The sequence below is a fragment of the Sorangium sp. So ce363 genome, from assembly GCF_051520435.1.
In the GTDB taxonomy this organism is placed as follows: Bacteria; Myxococcota_A; Polyangia; order Polyangiales; family Polyangiaceae; genus Sorangium; species Sorangium cellulosum_B.
This window is the reverse complement of the sequence record NZ_CP150333.1, coordinates 2,894,339-2,916,448: the sequence shown is the minus strand read 5'-3', so window position 1 is coordinate 2,916,448 and position 22,110 is coordinate 2,894,339. Positions and strand designations below refer to the sequence as shown.

The following is a 22,110-nucleotide window of genomic DNA, read 5'->3' as shown; positions in this document are numbered from 1 at the left end:
CGGTCTAGTCCGTATGAAACAGCATCGTCTCGGCGGTCAAGCCTGGACCGAACGACATGGCGCATCCGCGCATGCCCGGCCGCGCGTCAGCGACGATCGACTGCAGCACGAACATGATGGTCGCCGAGGACATGTTGCCGAAGCGCGCGAGCACGTCGCGCGACGCCGCGAGCGCCGCCGGCCCGAGCTCGAGCGCGCGCTCGACCGCGTCGAGCACCGACCGCCCGCCGGGGTGCACCGCCCAGAGGTCGATCTCGCCTGGCGCGGCGCCGTCCAGGATCGCGCCCGCGGCGGCCTTGAGCCCCCGGTCGATCGCGCCCGGCACGCGGCCGGACAGGAACATCTCGAAGCCGAGGTCGCGGATGTTCCACGTGATGAGCTCGCGCGTCCCGGGCACCACGACGGCGTGGAGCCGGTCGAGCGCGAGCCCGATCGGCTCGGCGCTGACCACGGCCGCGGCGCAGCCGTCGCCGAACAGGAGGAACGACAGCATCTGATCCATGGCGATGGCCTCCTGCAGGTGCAGCGTGCACAGCTCGACGTTCACCACGAGCACGCGCGCCTCGGGCGCTGACCGCACGATATGCCGCGCGAGCTTCAGCGCGTTGATCGCCGCATAACACCCCATGAAGCCGATCGTCGTGCGCTCGACCGATGGATCGAGGCCGAAGCGCTCGACGAGATCGAGGTCGATGCCCGGCGCGGAAAAGCCCGTACACGACGTCACGATGACGTGGGTGATCCGGCGGGCCGCGCTCCCGAGGTCGAGGCCGGAGACGGCCTGCGCGGCGAGCTCCGGCGCGTGCTTCTCGTACAAACGCATGCGGTCCGCGGTCGTCGGGAAGCTGCCGCGCAGGTAGAACCGCCCCGCGTCGACCGAGGCGCCGCCCACCTCGACGCTCGGGGCCAGCACGGAGAACCGGTGTGAAATCTGCGCCTTGTCCGCCATCCGCCCGAACAGCACGCGGCTGCGCTCGTCGCTGAACAGCGTGCTCGCGAAGCGGACAAAAGAGGAGTGCACGTCGTGCGGAGGCACGGCCGTGGCAATGCGGTTGATGTAGGCGGTTGCCGGCGGCCGTCCCTTCGCGTCCGAGCCTCGGCAGGCATCATCGCCGTGCACCAGGCCTCTTCGTGAGTCGTTAAAATTGGTCACGCTCGCAAGAAGCAGGCACGGAGCATGCCACCTGCGGTGTTGCGCCGCCGACCGACGGAGGGAGAACGTGGCGTCCGCGACGTCGACGCGGCTGGTTCCCGCAGCTGCTGACTGCGGTTTCGTCCGCTTTCCGGGAGGCGGCCGGGGGACGACCGCTCGGGACCGCCGGCGGCGTCGCCCGAGCGCAGCGCTTCTTCGCTCGCGTCAACGCTCTCGCCCGCGGGATCTTCCACCATGGGCTCCTCCGCCGGCGCGGCGGCGCACGCCGGCGCGGCCGCCACGACGAGCAGCGCGAGAACGGACCGGGGACCACGGCGGAGCGATTCGATCTTCAGATTCGTCTTCATGTGTTTCTCCATGGCTGCCATCGCGGCCTTCTCTGGCCGCACGACCCGAGGGCGGAGCCCCGCTGTCGAGGCGACAGCGGCTCTCCCCTCCCCTGCGTCGGGCGCCGTCCAGACCATTGGCGACGGGTGTGCCAGCGCGATCGGGACGAAAAGCCGGGGCATCGCGCCGGCCGTGGCGCGCGACTGCGCAACTGCGCGGGCGCTCGCTCAACGCGCTCGATGTCGTTGCTCTCCCCGCCGCCCTGGCTGCCTGCAGCCACGTCGAGATCCCCCGCACGACCCTGCGGACGTCACGTTCGTAGGATGCTTTCCCCCCTATTTCGTGCTGAGCCATGGGCGCCTTCCTTTCGCCGAGCCTCGGGCTCGCCGGGAACGTAGGCGTCGCCGCAGCGCCGCGGGAGTAACAAAGCTGTCGCGATTCGCGATGTGAAGTAATGTAAAGGGTGCTTGAATCGATGGACCTCGGCAGCATTGATGGGCTGGCGGGAGCCTATCGCGATGGCTCCCGTCCTGGCGTGCTCGCGGCGAGCGCATGAATCCGACGATTCGCTCGCGCGGGTACGCCCTCTAGACGCGCACAACGAGGAACATGACACGATCGATTCATCACAGTACACGCAAGCTGCTGAGCCGAGCGAGTCTGCTGCTGACGTGCTGGGCGCTGAGCGCCTGCGCCGTCGCCGGGGAGCCCCATGAAGAGGCCCCGGTCGAGACAGCCGAGCTCGCGCTGACGCAGCAGGACTCGGTCTTCGGGTTCGAGAACGTGGCCGACTGGACGGCCTCGGACGGGATCCTCGAATCCTCGACACACCACACGGAGGGCGCGGCCGCGCTCGGGCTGCGCGACTTCTCGTACGCGGAGCTGACCTCTTCGGCGCTCTCCACCCTGTCGGGCGTCACGGACGAGCTCGCGCTCGACATCCGGGTCCCCGTGAGCTCGGTCTGGGGTCAGGTGCACATGTACGTGAGCAGCCCGACGCTCGGCTTGAACAGGGCCTGGGTGGGCCTGGCCTCGCTGGAGAACGTGCCGGTAAACACGTGGAGCACGCTCTCGTTTGCGGTGCCGGCTCACCTCGAGAGCGCGTTTCAGCAGCAAGTTTCGGATCTCCGGATCACGCTGGCGCTGAACGTGCCGCGCTCCAGCACGGCCACCGTGCTCGACAACCTCCGCTTCGAGGGGGGCACGCCAACTCCGGCTTGCGGCGACGGCAGCCCCTACACCCTCGACGTCACCACCGTCCCAAACTTCAATGACGTCATCCTCGAGGACATGATTTGCACGTTCTACACCGTGTACCCGCAGCTCGTGCAGCGCTTCAACCCGGCCGCGGCCACCACGGTGGGGCTGCACATCACCGACCAGCCCGGCATCGCCTGGGCGAGCGGCACCAACACCTTCTACAACAGGCAGTTCATGCTCGACAACCCGCTGGGCGCGGACGTGGTCGTGCACGAGACGATGCACGTCGTCCAGCTCGGGTACTGGGGCGAGGTCCCCGGCTGGATCATCGAGGGGGGCGCCGACTATGTGCGTGACGCCTACGGCCTCAAGAACGAGGAGGCCGGCTGGTCCATCCCGAGCGGATGGACGTACGGGTCGCATTACCTCTTCGGCTACGGTGATGCGGCCGCCTTCTTCAAATGGATGGACGCGACGTACCGCGTGGGCCTGCCGCCAGTGGTCGACGCGCTCGACGACATCCTGCGTCAAGGGGAGTACTCGAGCGAGACGTGGGTCGACTTGACGGGCTACGATCTGGAGACCCTGTGGCAACAGTACTCGAACTACAACGCCCCGCCGCCTGCCACCTCGGGCATCACCGTGTACGAGCACGATGGCTTCGGCGGCAGGGCGGTCGTGCTCGACCGCGGGCAGTACGACGTTCTCGACATCCGCGCTCGCGCGATCGCAAACGACTGGATCTCCTCGATCCAGGTGCCCCCCGGCTACACGGTCACGGCGTACTACGACGCGGGGTACACCGGCACCTCGGTGCAGTACACCTCCGATGCGCCAACCCTGGGCGCCATGAACGACAAGATCTCCTCCATCGTCGTCGAGTGATGGCCTCGGGCGTTATCGCCGAAGCGCTCGCCTGAGGCTCCGCCCCGGAGCTCAGCAGCGTTAACCAAGCTCGCTCGGTCACGTTCAGGGCACGAAGCCCGCCCCATCGGTCACCAACGTGAACGTTTACGTGGTCGTGGTCGTTTACGGCCTGCCGTTGACGACCACGACCACGACCACGACCACGACCACGTAAACGTTCGGAGGTAGGAGAACGCGGCGCGAAGCTTGGTTAACGCCTATGCGCTACAGAGCTACCCCGTGCCTCGCCTTGTGACGGGTGGTGACGGGCGAAGGCGCGCCAGAACGCCTCCGCCTCATTCGGTGGTGCAGTCGGGCGCCGAGCTCGGGTCGGCCACCCACGCCGCGAGGCGCGCGGTCCCGGCGTCGCCCCACGCATCGTGAGCGAGCTGATTGAGCCGGCACCACTCATGACGCGTCTGCTGGATCGCGAGCGACTTCGCCGCGAGGTGCTGCTCGACGCGATCGGTCAAGGAGGTCTTGTCCTTGCTGAGCTCGTCATGGGTCATCGCCACCGGGGGCGGACAGTAGTCGCCTGGCTCGTAGTCGACCGTGCCCGAGACAAGGCCATAGGCGGTCGTCCGCCGCTGGCGGAAGGTCACGATCGCGTACTCCGGGTACGGCGCATCGTCGTCGCGAGTCACCGCCGCCCCCCTCGGCCTGTGGCCCTGCACGACGATGAAGCCCGTCGACGGCACCGGGGAGTACGGCGCGAGCGCGGGGAACGCCGTGAGCGACTGGTCCACGAGGACGTCGCCGCCGAGCTCCACCCAGTTCGTGTGTGCGTAGAAGTCCTGCACCGCGTGAAGCGAACGGGAGAACGCCAGCAATGCCAGCGCATCACCATCCAGCTGCGCGATGCCCGGGCCCAGCGCCGCCACCGCCTCGGCTTGCTTCTCGGCGATGAAGGCGGCTCCTCCGCTGAAATTGCAGTCATCGAAGTGAGCAGCATTACTGAAGTAGAACTCGGCGTCCGTCGACACGTTGCCGATCTTCAGAGCGCTGATCACTGCAGGCTTCAGGAACGCCAGCGCGGTGCTGGTGATCTCTTCGTGGTTCGGCTCACCCGGCGCCGTTGAAAACGCATCGGCGCTCTCTCCGAGCGCCTCGGCTGTTCCAGGCTCGCCGGCGCAGCCGAGCGTCAGCGAGACACCCAGGACTCCCACGATGAACGCAGCGTGCTGATGCATGTCTTGCAGCATGTCTTGTGTAACTGCAAAGCGCGATCCAGGCGTGCGGGCTGAGCGTTCGTTGAGAGAGACGCGCGGAAGGAGCTCGCGTGAACGCGCTCGCGCCCGATGAGCGCACCTCATCGCCTGTCATTCCCTTCCACGCGCGAACCGCACGCGTGCCTCACTGCGGCATTCCGCCACGCGCTTCCCCTTCTCCCTTACCGCAGCGTCGAGCCCTGCCAGGTTGACCAGGAGCGACATCGGGCGGAGCGGCGGCCCCGCGTGTCGCCGCGTCACGCGCCGAGCGTGGACGGGTCGTAGCGCGTCACCCAGGTCTTGATTTGCAGCTCGCAGAAGATGAGGCGAGGCGCAATGAAGCCTGCCTGGGCCAGGAGCGCGAAGACCTCGGCGTCCGAGGCCGGCATCTTCAACGACGCCATGGCCTTCCGTCGTTGCTCCGCCGCTTCGGGCGGCCGCCCCTCCGCGAGGGCCCGCCGGTCCTCGACGGCGCTCAGCAGCGGATCGTCTCCAGTCCGACAGCCGATCACGAAGGGCGCCCCCGGCTTCAGGCGCCCGGCGACCTCCCGCAAGAGCTCGACGCGCGCCTCATCGCCCGGGACGTGGTGCAGGACGCCGATCATCTGGGCGCCGTCGAACAAGGGCCCGCGCGCGAGATCGCGCAGCTCGCAGGCATGCAGGCTCGTCCGCTCGAGGAGGCCTTCCGCCGCGAGCTTCTCTCTCGCGACGGCGACCATCTCCGGCGAGGGGTCGACGCCCGTGAAACGAACGCCGGCCCCCGCGTAGCGCGCGAGCGGCTTCACCTCGCTCCCGGTCCCGACGCCGACGATCAGCAGCGACGCGGCCTCCTCGTCGGGGAGCGCAGCGGCGATCACCTCGGCGATGACCTGCTGCATGACGCCATAACCCGCCCAGAAGCGGCGCACCTGGTCGTCGTAGCTCAAGGCTCGCTCGCGCCCGAAGTTCACTGCGTGTTTCCCGTGCTCGTCCGTCTTCATCACGCCTTCTCCTCGGCGGACGGTCGCCCGGACCGCCTCCAGCAGGGGAGTATCACCCTTCGTGCAGCCTCGACAGGGCGGGGGTTTCGATCCGATTGGCGGGGCTTTCTGTCGCGACCCCCGCTGAACCACGTCGGGCGGACAGGGCCGAGGTCGCAGCGCCGACCACATAGACCGTTCGCCCGAACCCTGCGTCGGCCGATCCGCCCGGGCGAAGGACGGCCCCCGATCCCACGCGTCGGCTTCGCGCTCTTCTGCGCGCCGCCGCTGTGGAGTAGATTCTTCGGGGGCCGGTAGAAATCCGTGAGGCTCGCCCGTCATTGTCACAGCGGGACATGCGGTTCCGCTGGAGGAGCCAACGACATGCGATTCATGATGCTGATCCACCACGACGAACCCGCCCTCGCCGCGGCCCCGCAGAAGGAGCTCTGGGCCGAATACGCGGCCTTCAACGAGGCGCTGGCCAAGGCCGCCGGCTCTGCTCCGGGTGAGCGTCTGCAGCCGAGCTCGGCGGCGACCACCGTGCGCCAGCACGACGGCAAGACCGATGTGCTCGATGGCCCCTATGCGGACACGAAGGAGCAATTCGCCGGCTACTTCTTCGTCGAAGCCCCGAGCCTCGACGAGGCGATCGCCTGGGCCAAGCGCTGCCCGTCGAGCAAATACGGGTCGATCGAGATCCGTCCCGTCATGGATCCCCAGGCGGGTGGGAAGCGCTGATGGTGTCGGGCGAGGGCATGGCCGCATGGTCGTCTCCCTGCTCCCCGACGAACCCGAGGCGAAGGGCATGCTGGCGCTGATGTTCTACACCGCCGCGCGGCCCGGCGCGACGCGGCCGGCGCCTATGTGCCGCTCGAACAACAGGACACAGGTCTCTGGAACAACTCACTGATCGCGCTCGCCGAAGACCTGCTACATCAGGCGAACGCTGCGGGGCCGAGCGGTCGCTACCAGATCGAGGCGGCGATCCATTCCGCGCATGTCGCCCGCCGCCTGGCCGGCGTCTCCAGCTGGCCGGCGGTGGTTGCGCTCTACGACCATCTGCTGGCGCTCACCGGCTCGCCGGTGGTCATCCTCAACCGGGCAGTCGCGCGCGCCGAGGTGGACGGCCCGCGCGCCGCACTTGCCGATCTGACGCCGCTTGAGGCCGATAACCGCATGCTCTCCTACCAGCCCTACTGGGCCGCGAAGGGTCACCTGCTCTCCCGCGCCGGCGACACGGCCCCGGCCGTCGAGGCGCTGACCATCGCCGTCGGACTCACGACCGACGAGGCCCTGAAGGCATACCTCCTGAAACGGTTGGCGTCGCTGCGAGCGACCTGAGGCTCCTCGGCATCAGGTAGGCGACGATTGTCGGGCGTGTGGCGCCCGCCGCCGTCGCTTGAGCTTCGGTGCTGCGGCGAACATGGCACGCATCGCCTGCATGGCCTGCGTCCGACGAGCTGATTTCGTGCTTCATCACGGAGAACGACAGGTCTGATCGCGCTGAGTTGCTTTCACCAGGTCAGACGTGAGACTTGCTCGATCTTCATTGCGCTCACGAGCGCGCGCATCGCGGACGAGAGGAGGGTCACCTCGCGGAATGGGCTGGCGGGTGCTCAGAGCCGGCCCTCCGCGAGCAGTTCGCGGGTGCGCTTCAGCGTTGACAGCAAGGCGCTCTTGTAGCCCTTATCGCTGTCCATCCACTCCTGCTCGGCCTGCTCCTCGGGGCCGTTCGGCTCTTTGCCGCGCAGGCCGAGGTAGCAGTAGAAGCGGAGCTGGAGCGTGCCGTCGGCGTCCTCGAACAGCTCGTTGATGATCGCGCCCTCGCGGGGACCGGTGGCCTGGAAGAAAGTGACCTTGCTCTGCGGCTCGAACGTGATGATCTCGCGCAGGTCGCCGCCTGCGATCGTGGCTTCACGCACGATGTGAGAACCGCTCTCCTCGACGACGTCGCAACGGGTGCAGAGGCCGGGCGGGAGGAACAGGCGGGCGTCGCGGGCCTTGAGGACCAGGCCCTCCCATGCCTGCGCGCGGGTCAGCTCGGTCTCGCCTTCCGGGTTCACAGGGACAGTGGCGGTCGAATAGATCATGATGATATTCCTTGTCGTGAGTGTCGAGCATCGCTCGGCCGTCAGGCCGAGGTCGCGATCTCGGCGGCGAAGTCGCGGTAGGAGCGCAGGGGGCGTCCCAGGAGCGTGGTGAGACGTGCTACATCGCCGGCCTCGGGGAGCATGCCCTCGGTGAGGAAGCGCTCGCTCATCAGGCGCATGTCGAAGGCCATCCAGCTCGGCATGAACCGCCGGAGGTTCTGCTCGAACCCGGCGGTGTCATCGCCAGGATAGGAGATCGGGCGCCCGAGGACCTCCGTCCAGATGGCCGCGGCGTCCGCACCGGTCAGCGTGTCGGGACCGACGAGGTTGATCCGGTCGAGGGGAAGCGGGGCGGCGGCCTGCTCGCGGCGGATCAGCTCGACGGCCGCGATCTCGCCGATGTCGCGCGCGTCGATCATGGCGAGCCCCTTGCCGCCGATCGGCATCGGGTAGACGCCGTATCCGGTCACCACGTCCTTGATCGTGAGATCGTTGTTCATGAAGTACGCGGGACGCAGGATGGTGGCGCTATAGCCCATCTGCTCGATCATGCGCTCGACGGCGAACTTGCCCGCGAAGTGCGGCACGTTCACGTAGAGGTCGCTGTGGATCACCGACAGGTAGACGATCCGCTCGATGCCGGCCTCGCGGGCGAGGTTGAGCGCGATCAGGGCCTGGGTGAATTCGTCAGGCACCACGGCGTTGAGCAGGAAGAGTGTGGAGACGCCCGAGAAGGCGCTCCGCAGCGAGTCGACGTCGAGCAGGTCGCCCTGCGCGACGGCGACGCCCGCCGGGAAGTTGGCTTTGGCGGGATCGCGGACGAGAGCGCGCACGTCGGCGCCGCGCTTCGCGAGCTGTTCGACAACTTGGCGGCCGACCGTGCCGGTCGCGCCGGTGACGAGGATGGACATGGGGATCACTCTGGTTGGGGTCAAAAGACACCCTGTAAATTAGTGGTTTACATTCGCGCCGATAGACGTTATTTTGAGACAGACCGTCTCACCGGTGGAACGCATGGATCTGCTCGCTCTCGCTGATTTCAGCCTCGTCGCCCGACACGGAGGCTTCGGACGAGCCGCACGCGCCGCGGGGCGCCCGAAAGCGACCCTGTCCCGCCGGGTCGCGGAGCTGGAGGCCGCCCTCGACCTGCGTCTCTTCGAGCGCGGGGGGCGCACGCTGAAGCTCACCGAGGAAGGACGGGCGCTCTTTGAGCGAACGGGGGCATTGCTTACCGAGCTCGACGAGACTGCGGCAGCGATCGCCTCGGGTGGGGATCGGCCGCGAGGCAAGTTACGAATCAGCGCGCCTTTGCTCTTCTCGCAGGCCGCGATGGGCAAGCTTGCGGCCGGGTTCGCGCTGAAATATCCGGAGGTCCGGCTTGAGGTCACGACGGAAGATCGGACCGTCGACATGGTGGAGGAAGGTTACGACCTGGTGATCCGGGTCAATCCGGATCCGGATGAAAGCCTTGTCGGACGAATCTTGCTGCGCGATCGGCTGGTGGTCGTCGCGAGCCCGGGCCTCGCTCGACCGGCGGACAATCTCGCTGTTCCGGCTGTAGTGCGGGGGGCAGGCGACCGGACTGCAGCCTGGGATGTCGTGGCGCCAGCCGGAAGATCGCGCATCGTGGTTGATCCAGTCCTGCGCCTATCGTCGCTCTTCATGGTCCGCGATGCTGTCCGAGCGGGCGTCGGCGCCGGACGCCTCCCCATTTCACTTGTAAGTCGCGATCTGGCCGCTGGAACTCTGGTGCATTGGGGCGATGTGGACGGCCCAGACATCGCCGTGTGGACGCTCTATCCGTCCCGGCGGCTGCTGAGCGCTCGTGTGTCCGCCTTCCTCGACTATTTGAAGGAAGCCTTTCCCATGGGAAAGCCTGACGAGCTGGCGGCCTATATCGGGGCATAAGGCGGCTAACCCCGCCGCCTTCTACGCTACGGCACTTACTTCCACTGCGATCCACGGCAGCCTCTTTTCCAGAGCGAGGCGCCCGCGCCAGCTCGAGTTGCCGGAGGGTGAGCATGGCGCGGGCGAGAAGCGCTGGAGCAGCCGCCGGAGGCCGGTCTCGTCGAGCTGCCCGAGGGGGCCCTCGATCGGCATGCTCGCTCGTGCGAGCGCGTCCTCCCGCCGGGCGATGCGCTCCGGGTGCAGCCGGGCCCGCGTCTGGCGCCACACCTGCTGGCGATCGCGCATGGGCGGCGACGATACCCCGGCGCGGCTCCCGTCGGCCGCCTCGCGCGAACGGGCGTCGCCCTGGCCGAGCCACGCGCTCTGAGCGATCATGCCCTCGTGGAAGCCCTGCTCCTCTCCGCGTTGGGTGTCGCTCTGGCGCTCGGCCTCGGCGGGGCCGGGCTTCGATGGGCGCTGCGGCGCGCCGGGCGAGAGCGCCTGCGCCGGGCGTGCGTCGAATCGATCGCGCAGCTGCGGCCAGCCCGCTTTACCGCCGCGAGGGGCCGAGCGATGCCCGTCGGCGAGCCGCTCGTTTCGCCCTTCAGCGGGCGCCCGTGCGTCGCCTTCCGGGTCGTACGCTGGCGGCAGGAGCGCAAGGGCGGCTTCGGCCTCAACAACCTGGGCTTCGTCTGGGTCGTCGACGACGACGCCGAGTGGGCCCCCGACTTCGCCCTCGACGACGGCACGGGCCAGGCGCTCGTCCGCCCGAGCGGCCACGTGCGCTTCGACCTCGCGGACGCCGAGCCGCCCCCGGACGCCGCCGACCACGTCGACGCCTTTCGCAAGCGCTACGGCCTCGAGCGCGCGTCGTTCTTCGCCGGCTTTCACGGCGCGGTGCGCTATCGGGAGACGGTCATCGAGGTGGGGCAGCCCGTGCTCGTCGCGGGCACCGCCGCCGTCTCGATCGGGCTCGACGCGAACGACGAGCGGGACGGCCATCGCGCGTCGCCGCCGCCGATCGAGCTTCGGCCCGACGACGAGCCGCTCTACATCGGCGACGGCCGACGACCGGACGCGTGATCCCCGATGTCCACCGCGGTGGACGACCTCGCGCAGGGGAGCGCCCGCGTCACGCGCGCAGGTCGACGGCAGCGGGAGCAGCCGGCCAGGGATGCTGGCAGAGCCCTTCTCGCCCACGCGCCGCGCGCCGCAGGCCTCGTAGAACCGCCGGCATTCTAGCGACGGGCTTCTGATCTCGCGATGGCCTTCCGAGGAGCGAGCGCCTGTCGGCTACAGGCCGCGTCGTGTGACGTCCTGAGCCGGAGGGACGCTCAGCCCTTCCCGCTCGTCGTCCCAGGCAACCGCGCTGATCTTCCAGCCGGCGGGCGTCTTGACCAGCTGGATGGACTTCGTGCCCTTCGCCTCGAAGCGCTGCCCCGAGAGCAGCCCGGACTTGCGATAAACACAGAAGCGCTGCGCGATGTTCCCGAAGAGGTCCGTCCTCCCCCAGACCTCCTCCTCGGAGAAATCGACCAGCTCCCCGCTCGTCAAGAGCTTCTCCCTGGGCTCGATGAACGAGCGGAGGTCGTAGATCGTCGGTGGTTCTCCGCAGGTCTTGATGATCACGCCCTCCGCGAGGAAGAGCGCGCGCAGCGCGTCGAGGTCCGGTCGGACTCCACCCTTGTTTCCAAAGGCCTGAAAGAACGCGTGTACGACGGCGTCGATGGCGCGCTCGTCCTCGCTGCGGGTCATGGCAAGCCGGCCTCCATCAAGGGGTCTTCAGAGGATAGCCCGCGCAAAGGCATGCCGACCTGTCAAGAGTTTCCCGCCAACGGCCGGCAGTTGACATAACGTACAACAGCGGCTCCAACGCCGTGGCGCTCGCGACCGGCGACGTGAACGATGATCGACGACACCCGAGGCCTCGCTTCGATCGCGTGCTCGGATCGTCACGTGACAGATACCGGCCCGGGGTGGGCCTCGGAGGACGCGCCGGCTACGGCGCCTCGACCACCGTGCGCGACTCCTTCGCCTGGATCACGTCGGGGAGCAGGAACGGCACCAGGCGCGTCTGGTTCTTTCGCCAGAGCTCCGCCTGATCGCGGAAATGTGGGCTCTCGGCGTCCCAGACATTGCCTCCGGGAATGGCGTTCCACGCCTTCGGCCCCGCCGGGTCGAGCTCCACGACGAGCCGTTGCGACGGGCCGTGGACGTACCGGAAATCCGGTGATTCGTCGAGCGCCCACGAGAGGCGATAATCCGAGGAGTCCACCGCGAACTCGTCGCCGCCGCGCGGAAAGCCGCCGCTCCAGAGGGGATCGCTCGACGGAGGGATGCTGAGGCTGCTGAAGAGGGGGACGAGCGCGTCGAAGGTGACCGTGTGAAAGGCGCCCCAGCGGGGCGCCGCAGCCCCGGAGCCGCCCTGTCGATCGAGCCAGGCGAGGGCGTCGAGCAGGGCGCGCAGCACGCGCTCGTCCCTGGACTCGACCGCTGGCGTGCCCATGTCGTCCCACAGCGTGCTGTCCTGCACGGCCGGATCGAAGGTGGCGAGCTGCTCCCGATCGGCGGAGAACAGGTGGAGGAGCGCCTTCGCCGACAGCTCCCGGGAGAACGACGAGAAGCCCATCTGGCCGAGCTCGTCGCCCAGCACCCGGCGCACCACCCGGACGAGCCAGAGGTTGAAGACCAAGGTCGCCTCCGAGGCGCGGGCGTCGATCGCGCCGGGGCCATCGCCCTCGTCCGCGAGCGGCATGGCGGTATCGAGATCGATGCCGGCGGCCGCCTTGTAGTCCGCCTCCTTGCCCCAGCCGTCGAGGAGCGCCCGCAGGGCGGCGATGCGCTGCAGGTCGTCGGCTGTGGCGTCCGCGACGAGCGCGCTCAGATCGGCGTGAGTACCGGGCGTCGCGCGCTCCTCGTCGGCGCGGTCCACGGCGCGGAGGAGGTGAGGCACGAGCCTCGCGCCGAGCGCCGACTTGATGTCGCCCTGGATCGCCGCGCAATCCTCCGGCGACAGAGGTCCCTCGTGGGCATCGATCCGCTCCTGGATGCGGCCCTCGCGAAACCCGATGTCGAAGCTGCAACCCAGGTACATGGGGGTGCCGTCGGGGAGCGCGCCGTTCGATGGATCGTTGTCCAGGGAGTCCCCGATGGGGTCGTTGTTCGCCGTGGCGATGTATCCCGCCGGCGGGTTCTTCGCCCGGGGGATGAGGTGCTCGGGGAGCGTCCCGGTCCACTCCGCCGTCCCGTCGCCGGGGAGCACCATGCAGGGGAGGACGCCCGTATAGGTGGCCGCGTCCCAGGCGAACGCCTCGCGAGACCGCGTCGGGATCGCCGCGTGCGTCGTCCAGAGGATGTCGCCCGCGGCGTCGCCCATCACCCAGTTCTGCGCGCCGACGCTGAATTTCGAGAGCGACTCCTGCGCATCATCGACCGAGCGAGCGCGCAGCAGGCCGAAGATGGCCTCCAGCTCCTTCGTCGGCTCCAGCCCCGTCCAGCGGACGCTGAGCGCCCCCACGGCCGGGTCCGGATCCACCACCGCGTGGTCGACGATGGTCGGCAGGAGCGGGCCGTGATGGGGCACGATCGGGACACGGTAGGTATAGGGCTCCCTGCCGGCGATCGCGATGACCTCCTCGACCGTCTGGAGGGGCACTGGATTGCCCTTGAAGAGCACGGCCTTGCCGTCGGGCGTGAGCTTCTCGGCATAGACATCGGTGACATCGTACATCGCGACCGTCGCTCCCCACGCGACGTGCTCGTTGTGGCCCAGGATGATCCCCGGAATCCCGGGGAAGGTGACGCCCCCGACGTGAACATCGCGGCTCGCGTCCTTGCCCTCGGGCGCGGTGACATGGATCGAGACGGCATACCAGACGGCCGGCGCGCTCAGCGACAGGTGGGGATCGCTGGCCACGAGCGCGTGCCCCGTCGCGCTCCGGCTCGCGTGGATGGCCCAGTTGTTCGAGCCGAAGCCCTCCGGGGCGACCTTGCTCCTGGCGCGCTGGACCGCGCTCAGGTAGCCGGTCAGCGACGAAATGAGCTTCGCGCGGCCCGGCGCGGCGCGGCCCGGTCGTCGCGCGCGAGACGCTCTCTTCGCCGCCTTGTCCTCCGCCTTTTGCGCCTTCTCCCGCGCCGGGGAGGCGGGATAGCCGCTGCTGGTCACCGCGGGCTCGGAGGGGGCGAACCTCAGGAAGTCCCGCTCGAAGCCGGCGCGCTTCTGCGCGAGCGGATCGGCGCTGCTCGACGCGAACGTCGTCCGGGCGGCGTCGAAGAACTGCTGCATGGTGATGTCCAGCTCGGCGTCGAACGACAGGAGGTAGCTCTGGAAGCGGCTGATCACGAGCGAGTCGACGCCGCTCCAGTCGGTGAACGCCTTGACGGGTATCCCCGTCGCGCCTTCGGGGAGGAGGATGTCCCCGGAGCGGATCTTCCTGAACACCTGGGTCACCCCGTCCGCGTACGCGTCGAGCATCTGGCGGAGCTCCCCCTCGGGGAGCGCGTCGTACTGGGCCCTGGCGATCCGACCGAGCCCTACATGGCGGAGAGCGATGTCCTGATCGATGGTGGTGGGATCGAGGTCGCCGAAGAGCTCTGCGAGCCTCCCCTGGGCGGTGCGCCGCAAGATCTCGAGCTGAAGCGCGCGGTCGCGCGCCGTCAGATACCCTTCGACGCGCATCGCGTCCACGAGGTCCTCGGCATAGATATGGGGCCTACCGTCCCTGTCCTGGACGACATCGACGGCAGAGAGCAGGCCGTCGATGGTGAGCCGCCCGTCGACGGGCAGATCCGGCCGATCGCCGAGTGGACCGAACGTCGCGGAGGAGGGCGGGCTGCCGTCGGGCGCGCCGGCGTCGGGATCGCTGGGCGCGCCCGCGTCGGGCGCGCTGCTGCCGGGACCACGGTCGTCCGAGCACCCGAGCATGCCCGTGAGCCCGGTGACCAAGGCGAGGACGCAATGTGCCGAAGATAATGACAGTCGCATGAACGCTCCTTGGTGGGATGGAAGCGAGCCACCGCGGCGGTGTCGCCGCGCGACGCGGTGGCTGGAACAGCACGTCGTCAAGCGAGGTAGGGTTCGGAGCTCCTTTCGCGGCAACATGGGCCTGGGCACGACCGGCAAGAGGGAGCGTGCCTTGGCGCGGTGTCTGGGCCAGCATGACACGCAGACGCCGCCGCGGCCCGTACCGGACCGCCGCCGCGCCAAGCCGTCTGAATCTTACCTTGGTCCCCCGGCTCGCCGAGGAGGCAAGGGACTGCGGTCCGGGAGGCCCTTTCAGTCAGGACGAGGTCGACGAGTGTGCGGAGCCACTTGAGACGTGCTTCCTCCCGATCGGACGCGTTGACCGAGCTCGCCCCCCTTCGTCACGCTGTAGCGGGAAGCTCATCAGCGTGTCAGCGCGACGGGCGTGCGCTGCCCCCCGTGGCGGCGCGGACAGGGAGCGGAGGATAGGCGCCTCGTGGCAGCGGTGGATATTCCGCTGTCTTATCGGAGCTATCATGGCTTCCTGATTCGCGAGGGGATGCGGGCAGACGAGGCCGGAAGGCTGGAGCCGTCCGATCTCGATCTCGAGCGCGGCGCCGTGGTGCTCGACGAAAACAAGACGGATGACCCACGCGCGTGGGCACTCTCACCCGACGTCGTGCGCGCGCTTCACGGGCGCTCCGCTCCGGGCCGGCGGCGGCCCCGATCGCAGATCAGGCGACGGAGGACGCCGGCCGGCGGCCGGGCGCGTTCCCGGGTGTGGCGCCGAAGCGCGTCGTCACCAGGTAGTCGCACCAGCGCTCCACGCTGGTGTGGATCGGCGGCATCACCAGGCCGACCGCGCGGGCGTGGGCGTCGGCCGCGCTGGTGTCATACGCATCCTCGGCGAGGAACGACAGGCTCTCTCGCGTCACCCCGGTGAGCGCCTCCGGCAACAGGCGCACCAGGCCGAGAGGCAGCACCCACGCCGGGGGGCTGCGCCTCAGGTGGGCGGCGATGCCGCGGACCAGCGCCGGCAGCCGCGGAGTCGCCTGGTCGAGGACGCAGAGGTCCTGTTCCGCGGTCTCCGGGCGCTCGGGCACGCTCGCCAGGAAGCGCGCCAGGTAGTCGACCGTCACCAGGGGCAGGAAGGTGCGCTCGCTTCCGACCAGGGCCGGCAGGCGGCCCCGCCAGAGCTGCTCGACCATCTCGCCGACGCCCGTGAGCTGCGTGGTCTCGCCGGTGCGCGAGTCGCCGATGACGCTGCTCGGGTGCACGGCCGTCCAGCGCAGCCCGCGCTCGGCCACGAAGCGGCGCACGGCGAGGAACGACTCGTGCTTCGACCCCTCGTACGCGCCGTGCTGGCGGTAGAGCCGGTCCCGCGCTCGCTCGGTCAGCACGCTCTCCGCGCCCGACCGGGCGCTCGCGTGCATCATGCGGTAGCCGCCGAGGTAGACGAAGCGCCGCAGGTGGGGCCGCCCGAGCGCCCACTCGGCGGCGTGCAGCGAGCCCTCGACATTGCAGCGCCGCGCCTCCTGCACGCCGAGCCCGAAGGCGAAGCGCGCCGCCAGGTGATAGACGTCGCGCACCTGCTCGAAGCGCTCCGACAGACCGAGCGACGCCGCCTCGACATCACCCTCGACCACCAGGAGCCGCCGCGAATCGCCGCCGTGCGCGTCGACGAACGCGGAAAGCTCGGCGGCCCGCTGCCGCGCCCGGCGCACCGGCGCCGCCACGGCCTTCGTCCGGGTCAGCTCGGCCAGCAGCCAGCGCCCGATGAATCCCGTACCCCCCGTCACCACGACCTCGACATCGCACGCTCTCATAGGCCGCCCAGCATGCGTCGCTGGACCCATGAGGAAAATGGGATCTATCTCATGCCAGGCATGAGCGAGATCGAACTACGGAGCATCAACCTGAACCTCCTCCCCGCCCTCGTGGCGCTGCTCGTCCGGCCTCCGTCTGCTTTCCGGCGGGGACCGGTCGACTACGCGATACGGCAGGCCTCTTCGAAATCGAGGCGGGGGTTGCGCGGGTAGAGCTTCGCCGGATCGCCGTGGCCCAGGTTGATGAGGAGGATCGATCTCCACGGCACGTCGGCGAAGAACGCGGCGTCGACCTTCTCCCGGTCGAAGCCGCCCATCGGCCCGCAGTCGAGCCCGAGCGCGCGGGCCGCGAGGATCAGGTAGCCGGCCTGGAGCGAGGCGTTCTGGAGGAGAAAGAAGTCGCGCTGCTCCGGCGGCATCCCGGCGAGGGCCTCGCCCATCGTCGGGCGCGCCGGGAAGAGCTTCGGCATCTTCTCGTGAAAGCGCGTGTCGTAAGCGATGATCGCGGTGACGGGCGCGCTCATGGTCTTCTCGACGTTGCCCTCCGCGAGGCAGGGGCGCAGGCGCTCCTTGGCCTCAGGGCTCTTTACGAAGACGAGCCGCGCCGGCACGCTGTTGGCCGCGGTCGGGCCGAGGCGCAGGGCCTCGTAGAGGCGGTGCAGGGTCGCGTCGTCGATGGGCTCGGGGAGCCAGCCGTTGTGGGTGCGGGCTTCGAGGAGGACTTGCTGGAGGAGTTGGTCGCTCATGATGCTTGCTCGGTGGTACGTGGGTGAGGTGGGGCGAGTCGTTCCGTGAGATTCCGCCTCAGGTCGCGAGCGCGTGCTCGCCGACGCCGGCTTCGGTCTCGGGCTTCGGGGCGCTCGCGAGCCTGCGGCTCTCGGGGCGCAGCGCCCAGGAGGCGGCGGCGACGGCGACGAGGAAGAGGGGCGTGATCACCTTGCCGGCGCCGTCGCCCACGGCGGCGTGAGAGGCGGCGGCGCCGGTGAGATCGAAGAAGATGCCGGCGTACGCCCACTCCTTGAGGCGCGGGAAGCGCGGGGCGAAAAGGGCGACGGCGCCGAGCACCTTCCATACGCCGAGGAGGGTGGCGAAGTAGGCCGGATAGCCGAGGTGCGCCATGCCCTCGAGGACCTGGGGGGAGCCAGAGAGATCGGCGAGCCCGCCTGCGGCGAAGGCGAAGCCGAGGAGGCTCGTCGCGATCCAGTAACCGATGGTGCGTGCCTTGTCGTTCATGAGCGGGCATTCTGAGGCCTGGACACGCCTTTAACAATGCATCAACAGTTGGAAGCACCTGCCAGGATTTGATCCAAATGGACGAACCCCTCGAGACCTCCGAGCTCCTCGCCTTCTCGAAGACCGTGGAGGCCGGATCCCTGTCCCGCGCCGCCGCCGAGCTCGGCGTCCCTCGCGCCACCATCAGCCGCCGCCTCGCGCGGCTGGAGGAGCGGCTCGGCGTGCGCTTGCTCCGCCGGACGACGCGCAGCCTCGCCCCCACCGACGCGGGCGAGGCGCTCTATCGCCACGCCCGCGTCGTGCTCGACGCCGTCCACCACGCCGAGGCGAGCGTGCGCAAGGCCGACGGCGCCGTGCGCGGCGAGCTGCGCGTCTCGGTGCCGCCGATGGTGGACACGAGCTTCAACGCGATGATCTGCGATTTTGCGCGGCGCTACCCCGAGGTCCGCCTCCACGTCCACAGCACGACCCAGTACGTCGACCTCCAGCGCGGCGGCTACGACGTCGCGCTCCGCGCGAGCAGCGCGCTCGAGCCCGGCCTCGTCGCCCGGACGCTGGCGCGCATGCCGCTCCTCGCGGTCGCCTCGCCCGCGTACCTCGAGGCCCGCGGCACGCCGCGCACGCGCCGTGATCTGCGGAGCCACCGCTGCATGATGGGCTTCGCCCGGGGGGAGCTGCCGCAGACGCACTGGCCGTCCTCCAACGGTAAGTTCCAGGTCGAGGGCGCGCTCTTCACGAACGACCTCCTCCTGCTCTGCGACGCCGCGCTCCAGGGCCTCGGCATCGCGCTCTTGCCGCAGCAGATCGTGCGCCCTCACCTCGAGAGCGGCGCCCTCCTGCACGTGCTGCCAGGCGCGATCCAGGCGGACTCGCACATCGCGGTGGTCTACGTGGAGCGGGAGTTCATGCCGCCGCAGCTCCGCGCCTTCATCGACGCGGTGATGGCGTGGGGAGGGGAGAATCTCCTCCCGCGAGCGGACGCGCCGAAGCCGAAGCGGGCGGCGAAGAGCGGCCTGCGCCCGCGCTCGCGCTCGCCCGGCGGCGCCCGGCGCGCCTCCGGATAGCCTCGCCCCGCAGGCTGTGTAGGGAACGCGGTCCTTCGATATAGCCCCTCACGACATCCGGGGGTGAGTGAAGTTCCATGGTGTCCTCGCTTTGCGCTCTCGTCAGTTGTGGTGCAGCTTCAGCATCGCTCGCCCCACGTCGGTGTCGGCGAAGTCGGGTATGCCGTCGGCGTCGGTGCTCGCGCTGAGGGCCCGGTGGGCATCATCGCTGGCACCGAGCTCTTGCAGCGTCAGCTTGGCGAGCACGTACGCGTCGCTCCCCAGCAGCAGGCGCCGCGGCTGCCTGTCCAGCGACGCGAGCTCGAGCAGCGCCTTCGCGGCCTTCTCGGGCACCCCGCGCGCCGCGCCGGGGTTGCCCCGGAGCCGCTTGTTGGTCGCGCCCACGGTGGCTTCGTAGTCGAGCTGCGACGGGTAGATCGTCATCGAGCTGCCAGCCCAGTCGGTGCCAAAGCCGCCCGGCTCGACGATGGTGACCTGGATGCCGAGCGGCGCGACCTCGTTGAGGACGACCTCGCTGAAGCCCGCGACGGCGAACTTCGCCGCCTGGTACGCGCTCAGACCCGGCGTGCCGCCACGCCGTCCGCCGATGGAGCTGATCTGCAGGATACGCCCGCTGCGCTGCTCGCGCATCACGGGCAGCACCGCGCGCGTGACATGTACGACGCCGTAGAAATTGGTGTCGATCTGCGCGCGGAAATCGTCGAGCGGGATATCTTCAGCCGAGTCGACGTTCGCGTAGCCCGCATTGTTGACGAGCACGTCGATGCGACCGAAGGCGTCGACCGCTTCCTTGACCGCGCTCACGGCCTGCTCGGGCTGCGTGACGTCGAGCGCCACTGTCTTCACGCGGTCGCCGTGCTGTTTCACGAGGTCATCGAGATCGGCGGGCTTGCGCGCCGAGGCGACGACGCGGTGCCCGGCGGCGAGCGCGGCGAGGGCGATGGCGCGGCCGAGCCCCCGCGAGCTTCCGGTGATGAACCATACTTGCGAGTTGTTCTCCGTCATGCACGAAACATCGTGCGCAGGGCGCCAGCGATCAAATCCGATCGCGCCACAAATGAATCGAATCGCGCCAGCGGTTCGGGGTCGTCCCCTCCCAGGCTCGGAACGCCCGCGTGAAGGAGTTGACCTCATCGAAGCCGAGCAGGAAGGCGATCTCGTTGACGTCGACGTCGTCGGTGCGCAGGAGGCGCAGCGCGGCGCGGTGCCGGACCTCATCGAGCACGCGCTGATAGCTGACCCCCAGCTCGCCCAGGCGCCGCTGCAACGTGCGCGTGCTGAGCGACAGCTCTCGCGCCACCTTCGCGATGCTCGGCCGCTCGCCCGCCATGCGGCGAGCGACCACCGCGCGGACCTGCTCGACGAACGAACCATGCTCGAGAGGCGCGAGCTTCTGGTCGAGGCTGGGGACGAGCACCTGCAACAGGTCGGCGTTGTGCGTGATGAACGGCGTCGTCAGGAGGCGCTCCTCGAGGACGAGCGCGTCGCGCTTCGCGCGGAACCGCAGCGGACAGCCGAAGAATCGCAGCAGCATCGGCTCGTCGCTGCGCGCGCGAGAGAGCTCGACGCGCTTCGGCGCGAGCGCGAGCCCGCTGCCTCGCTGCAAGAGCACGAGGAGCGAGGCGAGCGATGCGTCGACCAGACGCGGGGGCATGGGGCCTGGCGCGTGCAGGTAGGTCGTGTGGATCACCACCTCTTTCCCCGCCGTGTCGATGGCCATGTCCTTCGGCCCGCAAAGCCGCTTGTAGCGGGCGAGCTTGGTCAAGGCGGTGCCGAGGTCGGGAGAGTGCAGCGCCGCGAGCGACGAGATGTCGTACTCGTGCACCTGCGTCTCCATCGCCAGACGAAGCCCGACGTCGTGCGGCGACGACGCACCGAGCGCTTCCCAGAAGGTGAAAAACTGCGCGGTGCTCAGCTCGCCGCTGGACGGCGCCCGCGCGGCGGCGGTCGCGTGGGGCACGTTCGCGCCGAGGCGCGCGAGCCGAGCGCGCACCGCTGACGAGAGGCGGACGACGTCACCGTTCATCGCGAAGAACCTACCGAGATCGAGCCGTCACGACCAGTCCGAGCGCGCCAACCCGAGGGCGACGGCGCGGCTCAAGGTGCCAGCAAGCTCGCCGTCAGGGGTCGCGCGTCCGTCGGACGTTGGATGGGCCGGTCCTGCGACTGACAGCCGGTGTTCCCGAGCGAGGCAGCCAACGTCGAGCCCGCCGCTCGGGTCGACTCGTTGTCGGAGCTTTGCCGCTCGCCAGCGCCCGCGGGCTCTGCTGAGATCGCCCGTGCGCAGTGGTTGCGTGCCGAAGCGCCCCGGAGGCGCGTCAACCAGTCATCGAAGGGAAGTGCGCGTATCGCATGGCTCTCCTTGCGGCGCCTGGTATCACGCTGTGGGTTGAATCGGCGTTCGCCGAGACATTGACGCGTGCTGCTGCCATAACGCCGCATGTGGTGTGCCTGAGGCCACAGCCTGCGCCAAACGTGTGCCTCCCAGGAGCGTCAAGGAGATGAACATCATGGAGCAAGCGTGGAGACCCGGGCTGATCACGTTTCTCATCGCCTTCGCGCCGGCATGCATCGCCACGCCGGCGGACGACGGGCAGCGGGCAGAGGACGCCGATGATGCTGCGGAGATCGGCCTCGAACTGCCGCGGCCGGGCGCGCTTGGGACGGTGACGCCCGAGGGCGTCGCGGCGGCGGAGAACGTCCTCGCTGTCGTCAGGACAGCCAACGGGGCAGAGGTTCGTTTCTTCGAGTCGGCCGCCGGGGAGCTTTCCATCGAAAGCACACCTCCCAGCGGCGGCGCGGATCCCCTGGCCCAGCTCGACCTCGACGCGCTCGATGCGACCGAGGTCTACGAAGCGCTCGCGGGCCAGCCGGCGCCGGAGGCCCTCAGGACCGCAGAGCTGCGCGCCGCCCTCTCCGAGCGTCAAGGGCTTCATCTACGCCGTCCGTGGGACGGTCGTCCTGAGCATTCGCCGCAAGAAGCACGGGTGGCATCAAGTGCTCTCGAGAGAGGTGCATCCGGGGGGGTCGAAGCCGTTTCCCTTCGACGAGCACTGGGGAGACCTCATTCGGCGCAGGATCAAGCTCGAGGTGAAGAACGCCACTGGCGACCAGTACCACCTGGCTTTCTCGTGGATCTCGCCGCGCGACTGAACCGCAGGGAGCGGCAGGCGGGCGAGATCGGCCGGCTGCCGCACGACGACGCCGCCCTCGCGCCCGCTGCCCGAGGGTAACAGCGTGTTGACGCTCAGACCAGCTGATGGTCCGCCGAGCAGGCTCATTGATGGCCAT

The 22,110-nt window shown here is 69.2% G+C and carries 20 protein-coding genes and 2 pseudogenes; 7 read left to right on the top strand and 15 right to left on the bottom strand.

Annotated elements, in window-relative coordinates; all coding sequences use genetic code 11:
* Positions 1-4: 4 nt before the first annotated feature.
* On the bottom strand, positions 5-1,120 hold the full coding sequence (locus WMF12_RS11350) for a type III polyketide synthase (protein ID WP_437870704.1): 1,116 nt from the start codon (positions 1,118-1,120) through the stop codon (positions 5-7).
* Between the two features lie 29 nt (positions 1,121-1,149).
* Positions 1,150-1,521 (bottom strand): hypothetical protein, encoded by a 372-nt coding sequence (locus WMF12_RS11345; RefSeq protein ID WP_437870703.1) that lies wholly within the window; start codon positions 1,519-1,521, stop codon positions 1,150-1,152.
* A gap of 568 nt (positions 1,522-2,089) precedes the next feature.
* Between WMF12_RS11345 and WMF12_RS11340 the strand changes: the two genes are divergently transcribed.
* Positions 2,090-3,565 (top strand): basic secretory protein-like protein, encoded by a 1,476-nt coding sequence (locus WMF12_RS11340; protein WP_437870702.1) that lies wholly within the window; start codon positions 2,090-2,092, stop codon positions 3,563-3,565.
* A gap of 317 nt (positions 3,566-3,882) precedes the next feature.
* On the opposite strand, the gene WMF12_RS11335 is transcribed toward WMF12_RS11340, so the two are convergent.
* A complete protein-coding gene (locus WMF12_RS11335) occupies positions 3,883-4,788 on the bottom strand; it encodes a hypothetical protein (RefSeq protein ID WP_437870701.1) in 906 nt (301 codons plus the stop codon).
* Positions 4,789-5,051: 263 nt separating this feature from the next.
* Complete coding sequence (locus tag WMF12_RS11330; protein ID WP_437870700.1) at positions 5,052-5,774, bottom strand: SAM-dependent methyltransferase; 723 nt, start codon at positions 5,772-5,774, stop codon at positions 5,052-5,054.
* 363 nt (positions 5,775-6,137) lie between these two features.
* Here WMF12_RS11330 and WMF12_RS11325 point away from each other — a divergent pair, with 363 nt between their 5' ends.
* Together WMF12_RS11325 and WMF12_RS11320 are read left to right on the top strand one after the other, a co-directional pair.
* Positions 6,138-6,494, top strand: a complete 357-nt coding sequence (locus WMF12_RS11325) for a YciI family protein (RefSeq protein WP_437745607.1) — start codon at positions 6,138-6,140, stop codon at positions 6,492-6,494.
* A 102-nt stretch (positions 6,495-6,596) separates the two neighbouring features.
* Positions 6,597-7,097, top strand: a pseudogene (locus WMF12_RS11320) (RNA polymerase subunit sigma-70); the annotation flags it as partial.
* A 182-nt stretch (positions 7,098-7,279) separates the two neighbouring features.
* Here the strand turns inward: WMF12_RS11320 and WMF12_RS11315 are convergent.
* The 3 genes and pseudogenes from WMF12_RS11315 to WMF12_RS11305 form a co-directional block, all read right to left on the bottom strand.
* Positions 7,280-7,369 (bottom strand): annotated as a pseudogene (locus WMF12_RS11315) (flavin reductase); the annotation flags it as partial.
* Positions 7,370-7,372: 3 nt separating this feature from the next.
* A complete protein-coding gene (locus WMF12_RS11310) occupies positions 7,373-7,846 on the bottom strand; it encodes an SRPBCC family protein (RefSeq protein ID WP_437870697.1) in 474 nt (157 codons plus the stop codon).
* A gap of 41 nt (positions 7,847-7,887) precedes the next feature.
* Positions 7,888-8,757, bottom strand: a complete 870-nt coding sequence (locus WMF12_RS11305) for an SDR family oxidoreductase (RefSeq protein ID WP_437870695.1) — start codon at positions 8,755-8,757, stop codon at positions 7,888-7,890.
* Positions 8,758-8,860: 103 nt separating this feature from the next.
* Between WMF12_RS11305 and WMF12_RS11300 the strand changes: the two genes are divergently transcribed.
* Positions 8,861-9,754: a LysR family transcriptional regulator gene (locus WMF12_RS11300; protein WP_437870692.1), complete on the top strand. Its 894-nt coding sequence runs from the start codon at positions 8,861-8,863 to the stop codon at positions 9,752-9,754.
* A gap of 21 nt (positions 9,755-9,775) precedes the next feature.
* Here WMF12_RS11300 and WMF12_RS11295 read toward each other — a convergent pair whose 3' ends face one another.
* The gene (locus WMF12_RS11295) at positions 9,776-10,129 is read right to left on the bottom strand and encodes a hypothetical protein (protein ID WP_437870691.1); all 354 of its coding nucleotides are present in this window, start codon (positions 10,127-10,129) and stop codon (positions 9,776-9,778) included.
* Between the two features lie 177 nt (positions 10,130-10,306).
* On the opposite strand from WMF12_RS11295, the gene WMF12_RS11290 reads away from it, so the two are divergent.
* The gene (locus WMF12_RS11290) at positions 10,307-10,816 is read left to right on the top strand and encodes a hypothetical protein (RefSeq protein WP_437870690.1); all 510 of its coding nucleotides are present in this window, start codon (positions 10,307-10,309) and stop codon (positions 10,814-10,816) included.
* A gap of 210 nt (positions 10,817-11,026) precedes the next feature.
* Here the strand turns inward: WMF12_RS11290 and WMF12_RS11285 are convergent, their stop codons facing one another.
* The 5 genes from WMF12_RS11285 to WMF12_RS11265 all read right to left on the bottom strand — a co-directional run bounded on the left by WMF12_RS11285 (position 11,027) and on the right by WMF12_RS11265 (position 17,755).
* Positions 11,027-11,488, bottom strand: coding sequence for a DUF4440 domain-containing protein (locus tag WMF12_RS11285; RefSeq protein WP_437870689.1), 462 nt, complete (start codon positions 11,486-11,488; stop codon positions 11,027-11,029).
* A 244-nt stretch (positions 11,489-11,732) separates the two neighbouring features.
* Positions 11,733-14,717 carry a penicillin acylase family protein gene (locus WMF12_RS11280; RefSeq protein ID WP_437870688.1) on the bottom strand — a complete coding sequence of 995 codons (2,985 nt, stop codon included), beginning with the start codon at positions 14,715-14,717 and terminating at the stop codon, positions 11,733-11,735.
* A gap of 713 nt (positions 14,718-15,430) precedes the next feature.
* On the bottom strand, positions 15,431-16,522 hold the full coding sequence (locus tag WMF12_RS11275) for an SDR family oxidoreductase (RefSeq protein ID WP_437870687.1): 1,092 nt from the start codon (positions 16,520-16,522) through the stop codon (positions 15,431-15,433).
* Positions 16,523-16,683: 161 nt separating this feature from the next.
* Positions 16,684-17,268: a malonic semialdehyde reductase gene (locus WMF12_RS11270; RefSeq protein WP_437870686.1), complete on the bottom strand. Its 585-nt coding sequence runs from the start codon at positions 17,266-17,268 to the stop codon at positions 16,684-16,686.
* A gap of 58 nt (positions 17,269-17,326) precedes the next feature.
* Entirely contained in the window at positions 17,327-17,755 is a 429-nt protein-coding gene (locus WMF12_RS11265) for a DoxX family protein (RefSeq protein WP_437870683.1), read from the bottom strand.
* Positions 17,756-17,832: 77 nt separating this feature from the next.
* On the opposite strand from WMF12_RS11265, the gene WMF12_RS11260 reads away from it, so the two are divergent.
* Complete coding sequence (locus WMF12_RS11260) at positions 17,833-18,819, top strand: LysR family transcriptional regulator (RefSeq protein ID WP_437870682.1); 987 nt, start codon at positions 17,833-17,835, stop codon at positions 18,817-18,819.
* A 102-nt stretch (positions 18,820-18,921) separates the two neighbouring features.
* Here WMF12_RS11260 and WMF12_RS11255 read toward each other — a convergent pair whose 3' ends face one another.
* The gene (locus WMF12_RS11255; RefSeq protein WP_437745598.1) at positions 18,922-19,824 is read right to left on the bottom strand and encodes an SDR family NAD(P)-dependent oxidoreductase; all 903 of its coding nucleotides are present in this window, start codon (positions 19,822-19,824) and stop codon (positions 18,922-18,924) included.
* 31 nt (positions 19,825-19,855) lie between these two features.
* Positions 19,856-20,845: an AraC family transcriptional regulator ligand-binding domain-containing protein gene (locus WMF12_RS11250; protein WP_437870679.1), complete on the bottom strand. Its 990-nt coding sequence runs from the start codon at positions 20,843-20,845 to the stop codon at positions 19,856-19,858.
* A 475-nt stretch (positions 20,846-21,320) separates the two neighbouring features.
* On the opposite strand from WMF12_RS11250, the gene WMF12_RS11245 reads away from it, so the two are divergent.
* Positions 21,321-22,052 carry a hypothetical protein gene (locus WMF12_RS11245; RefSeq protein ID WP_437870677.1) on the top strand — a complete coding sequence of 244 codons (732 nt, stop codon included), beginning with the start codon at positions 21,321-21,323 and terminating at the stop codon, positions 22,050-22,052.
* The last annotated feature ends 58 nt before the right edge of the window (positions 22,053-22,110 follow it).

Excerpts from the sequence above, each read along its gene's own strand:
- WMF12_RS11335 (WP_437870701.1), bottom strand. The coding sequence starts at position 4,788 with ATGCTGCAAGACATGCATCAGCACGCTGCGTTCATCGTGGGAGTCCTG.
- WMF12_RS11265 (WP_437870683.1), bottom strand. The coding sequence starts at position 17,755 with ATGAACGACAAGGCACGCACCATCGGTTACTGGATCGCGACGAGCCTC.
- WMF12_RS11330 (WP_437870700.1), bottom strand. The coding sequence starts at position 5,774 with ATGAAGACGGACGAGCACGGGAAACACGCAGTGAACTTCGGGCGCGAG.
- WMF12_RS11310 (WP_437870697.1), bottom strand. The coding sequence starts at position 7,846 with ATGATCTATTCGACCGCCACTGTCCCTGTGAACCCGGAAGGCGAGACC.
- WMF12_RS11300 (WP_437870692.1), top strand. The coding sequence starts at position 8,861 with ATGGATCTGCTCGCTCTCGCTGATTTCAGCCTCGTCGCCCGACACGGA.
- WMF12_RS11295 (WP_437870691.1), bottom strand. The coding sequence starts at position 10,129 with ATGATCGCTCAGAGCGCGTGGCTCGGCCAGGGCGACGCCCGTTCGCGC.
- WMF12_RS11245 (WP_437870677.1), top strand. The coding sequence starts at position 21,321 with ATGAACATCATGGAGCAAGCGTGGAGACCCGGGCTGATCACGTTTCTC.
- WMF12_RS11325 (WP_437745607.1), top strand. The coding sequence starts at position 6,138 with ATGCGATTCATGATGCTGATCCACCACGACGAACCCGCCCTCGCCGCG.
- WMF12_RS11275 (WP_437870687.1), bottom strand. The coding sequence starts at position 16,522 with ATGAGAGCGTGCGATGTCGAGGTCGTGGTGACGGGGGGTACGGGATTC.
- WMF12_RS11340 (WP_437870702.1), top strand. The coding sequence starts at position 2,090 with ATGACACGATCGATTCATCACAGTACACGCAAGCTGCTGAGCCGAGCG.
- WMF12_RS11345 (WP_437870703.1), bottom strand. The coding sequence starts at position 1,521 with ATGGCAGCCATGGAGAAACACATGAAGACGAATCTGAAGATCGAATCG.
- WMF12_RS11280 (WP_437870688.1), bottom strand. The coding sequence starts at position 14,717 with ATGCGACTGTCATTATCTTCGGCACATTGCGTCCTCGCCTTGGTCACC.
- WMF12_RS11260 (WP_437870682.1), top strand. The coding sequence starts at position 17,833 with ATGGACGAACCCCTCGAGACCTCCGAGCTCCTCGCCTTCTCGAAGACC.
- WMF12_RS11255 (WP_437745598.1), bottom strand. The coding sequence starts at position 19,824 with ATGACGGAGAACAACTCGCAAGTATGGTTCATCACCGGAAGCTCGCGG.
- WMF12_RS11290 (WP_437870690.1), top strand. The coding sequence starts at position 10,307 with ATGCCCGTCGGCGAGCCGCTCGTTTCGCCCTTCAGCGGGCGCCCGTGC.
- WMF12_RS11250 (WP_437870679.1), bottom strand. The coding sequence starts at position 20,845 with ATGAACGGTGACGTCGTCCGCCTCTCGTCAGCGGTGCGCGCTCGGCTC.
- WMF12_RS11270 (WP_437870686.1), bottom strand. The coding sequence starts at position 17,268 with ATGAGCGACCAACTCCTCCAGCAAGTCCTCCTCGAAGCCCGCACCCAC.
- WMF12_RS11305 (WP_437870695.1), bottom strand. The coding sequence starts at position 8,757 with ATGTCCATCCTCGTCACCGGCGCGACCGGCACGGTCGGCCGCCAAGTT.
- WMF12_RS11285 (WP_437870689.1), bottom strand. The coding sequence starts at position 11,488 with ATGACCCGCAGCGAGGACGAGCGCGCCATCGACGCCGTCGTACACGCG.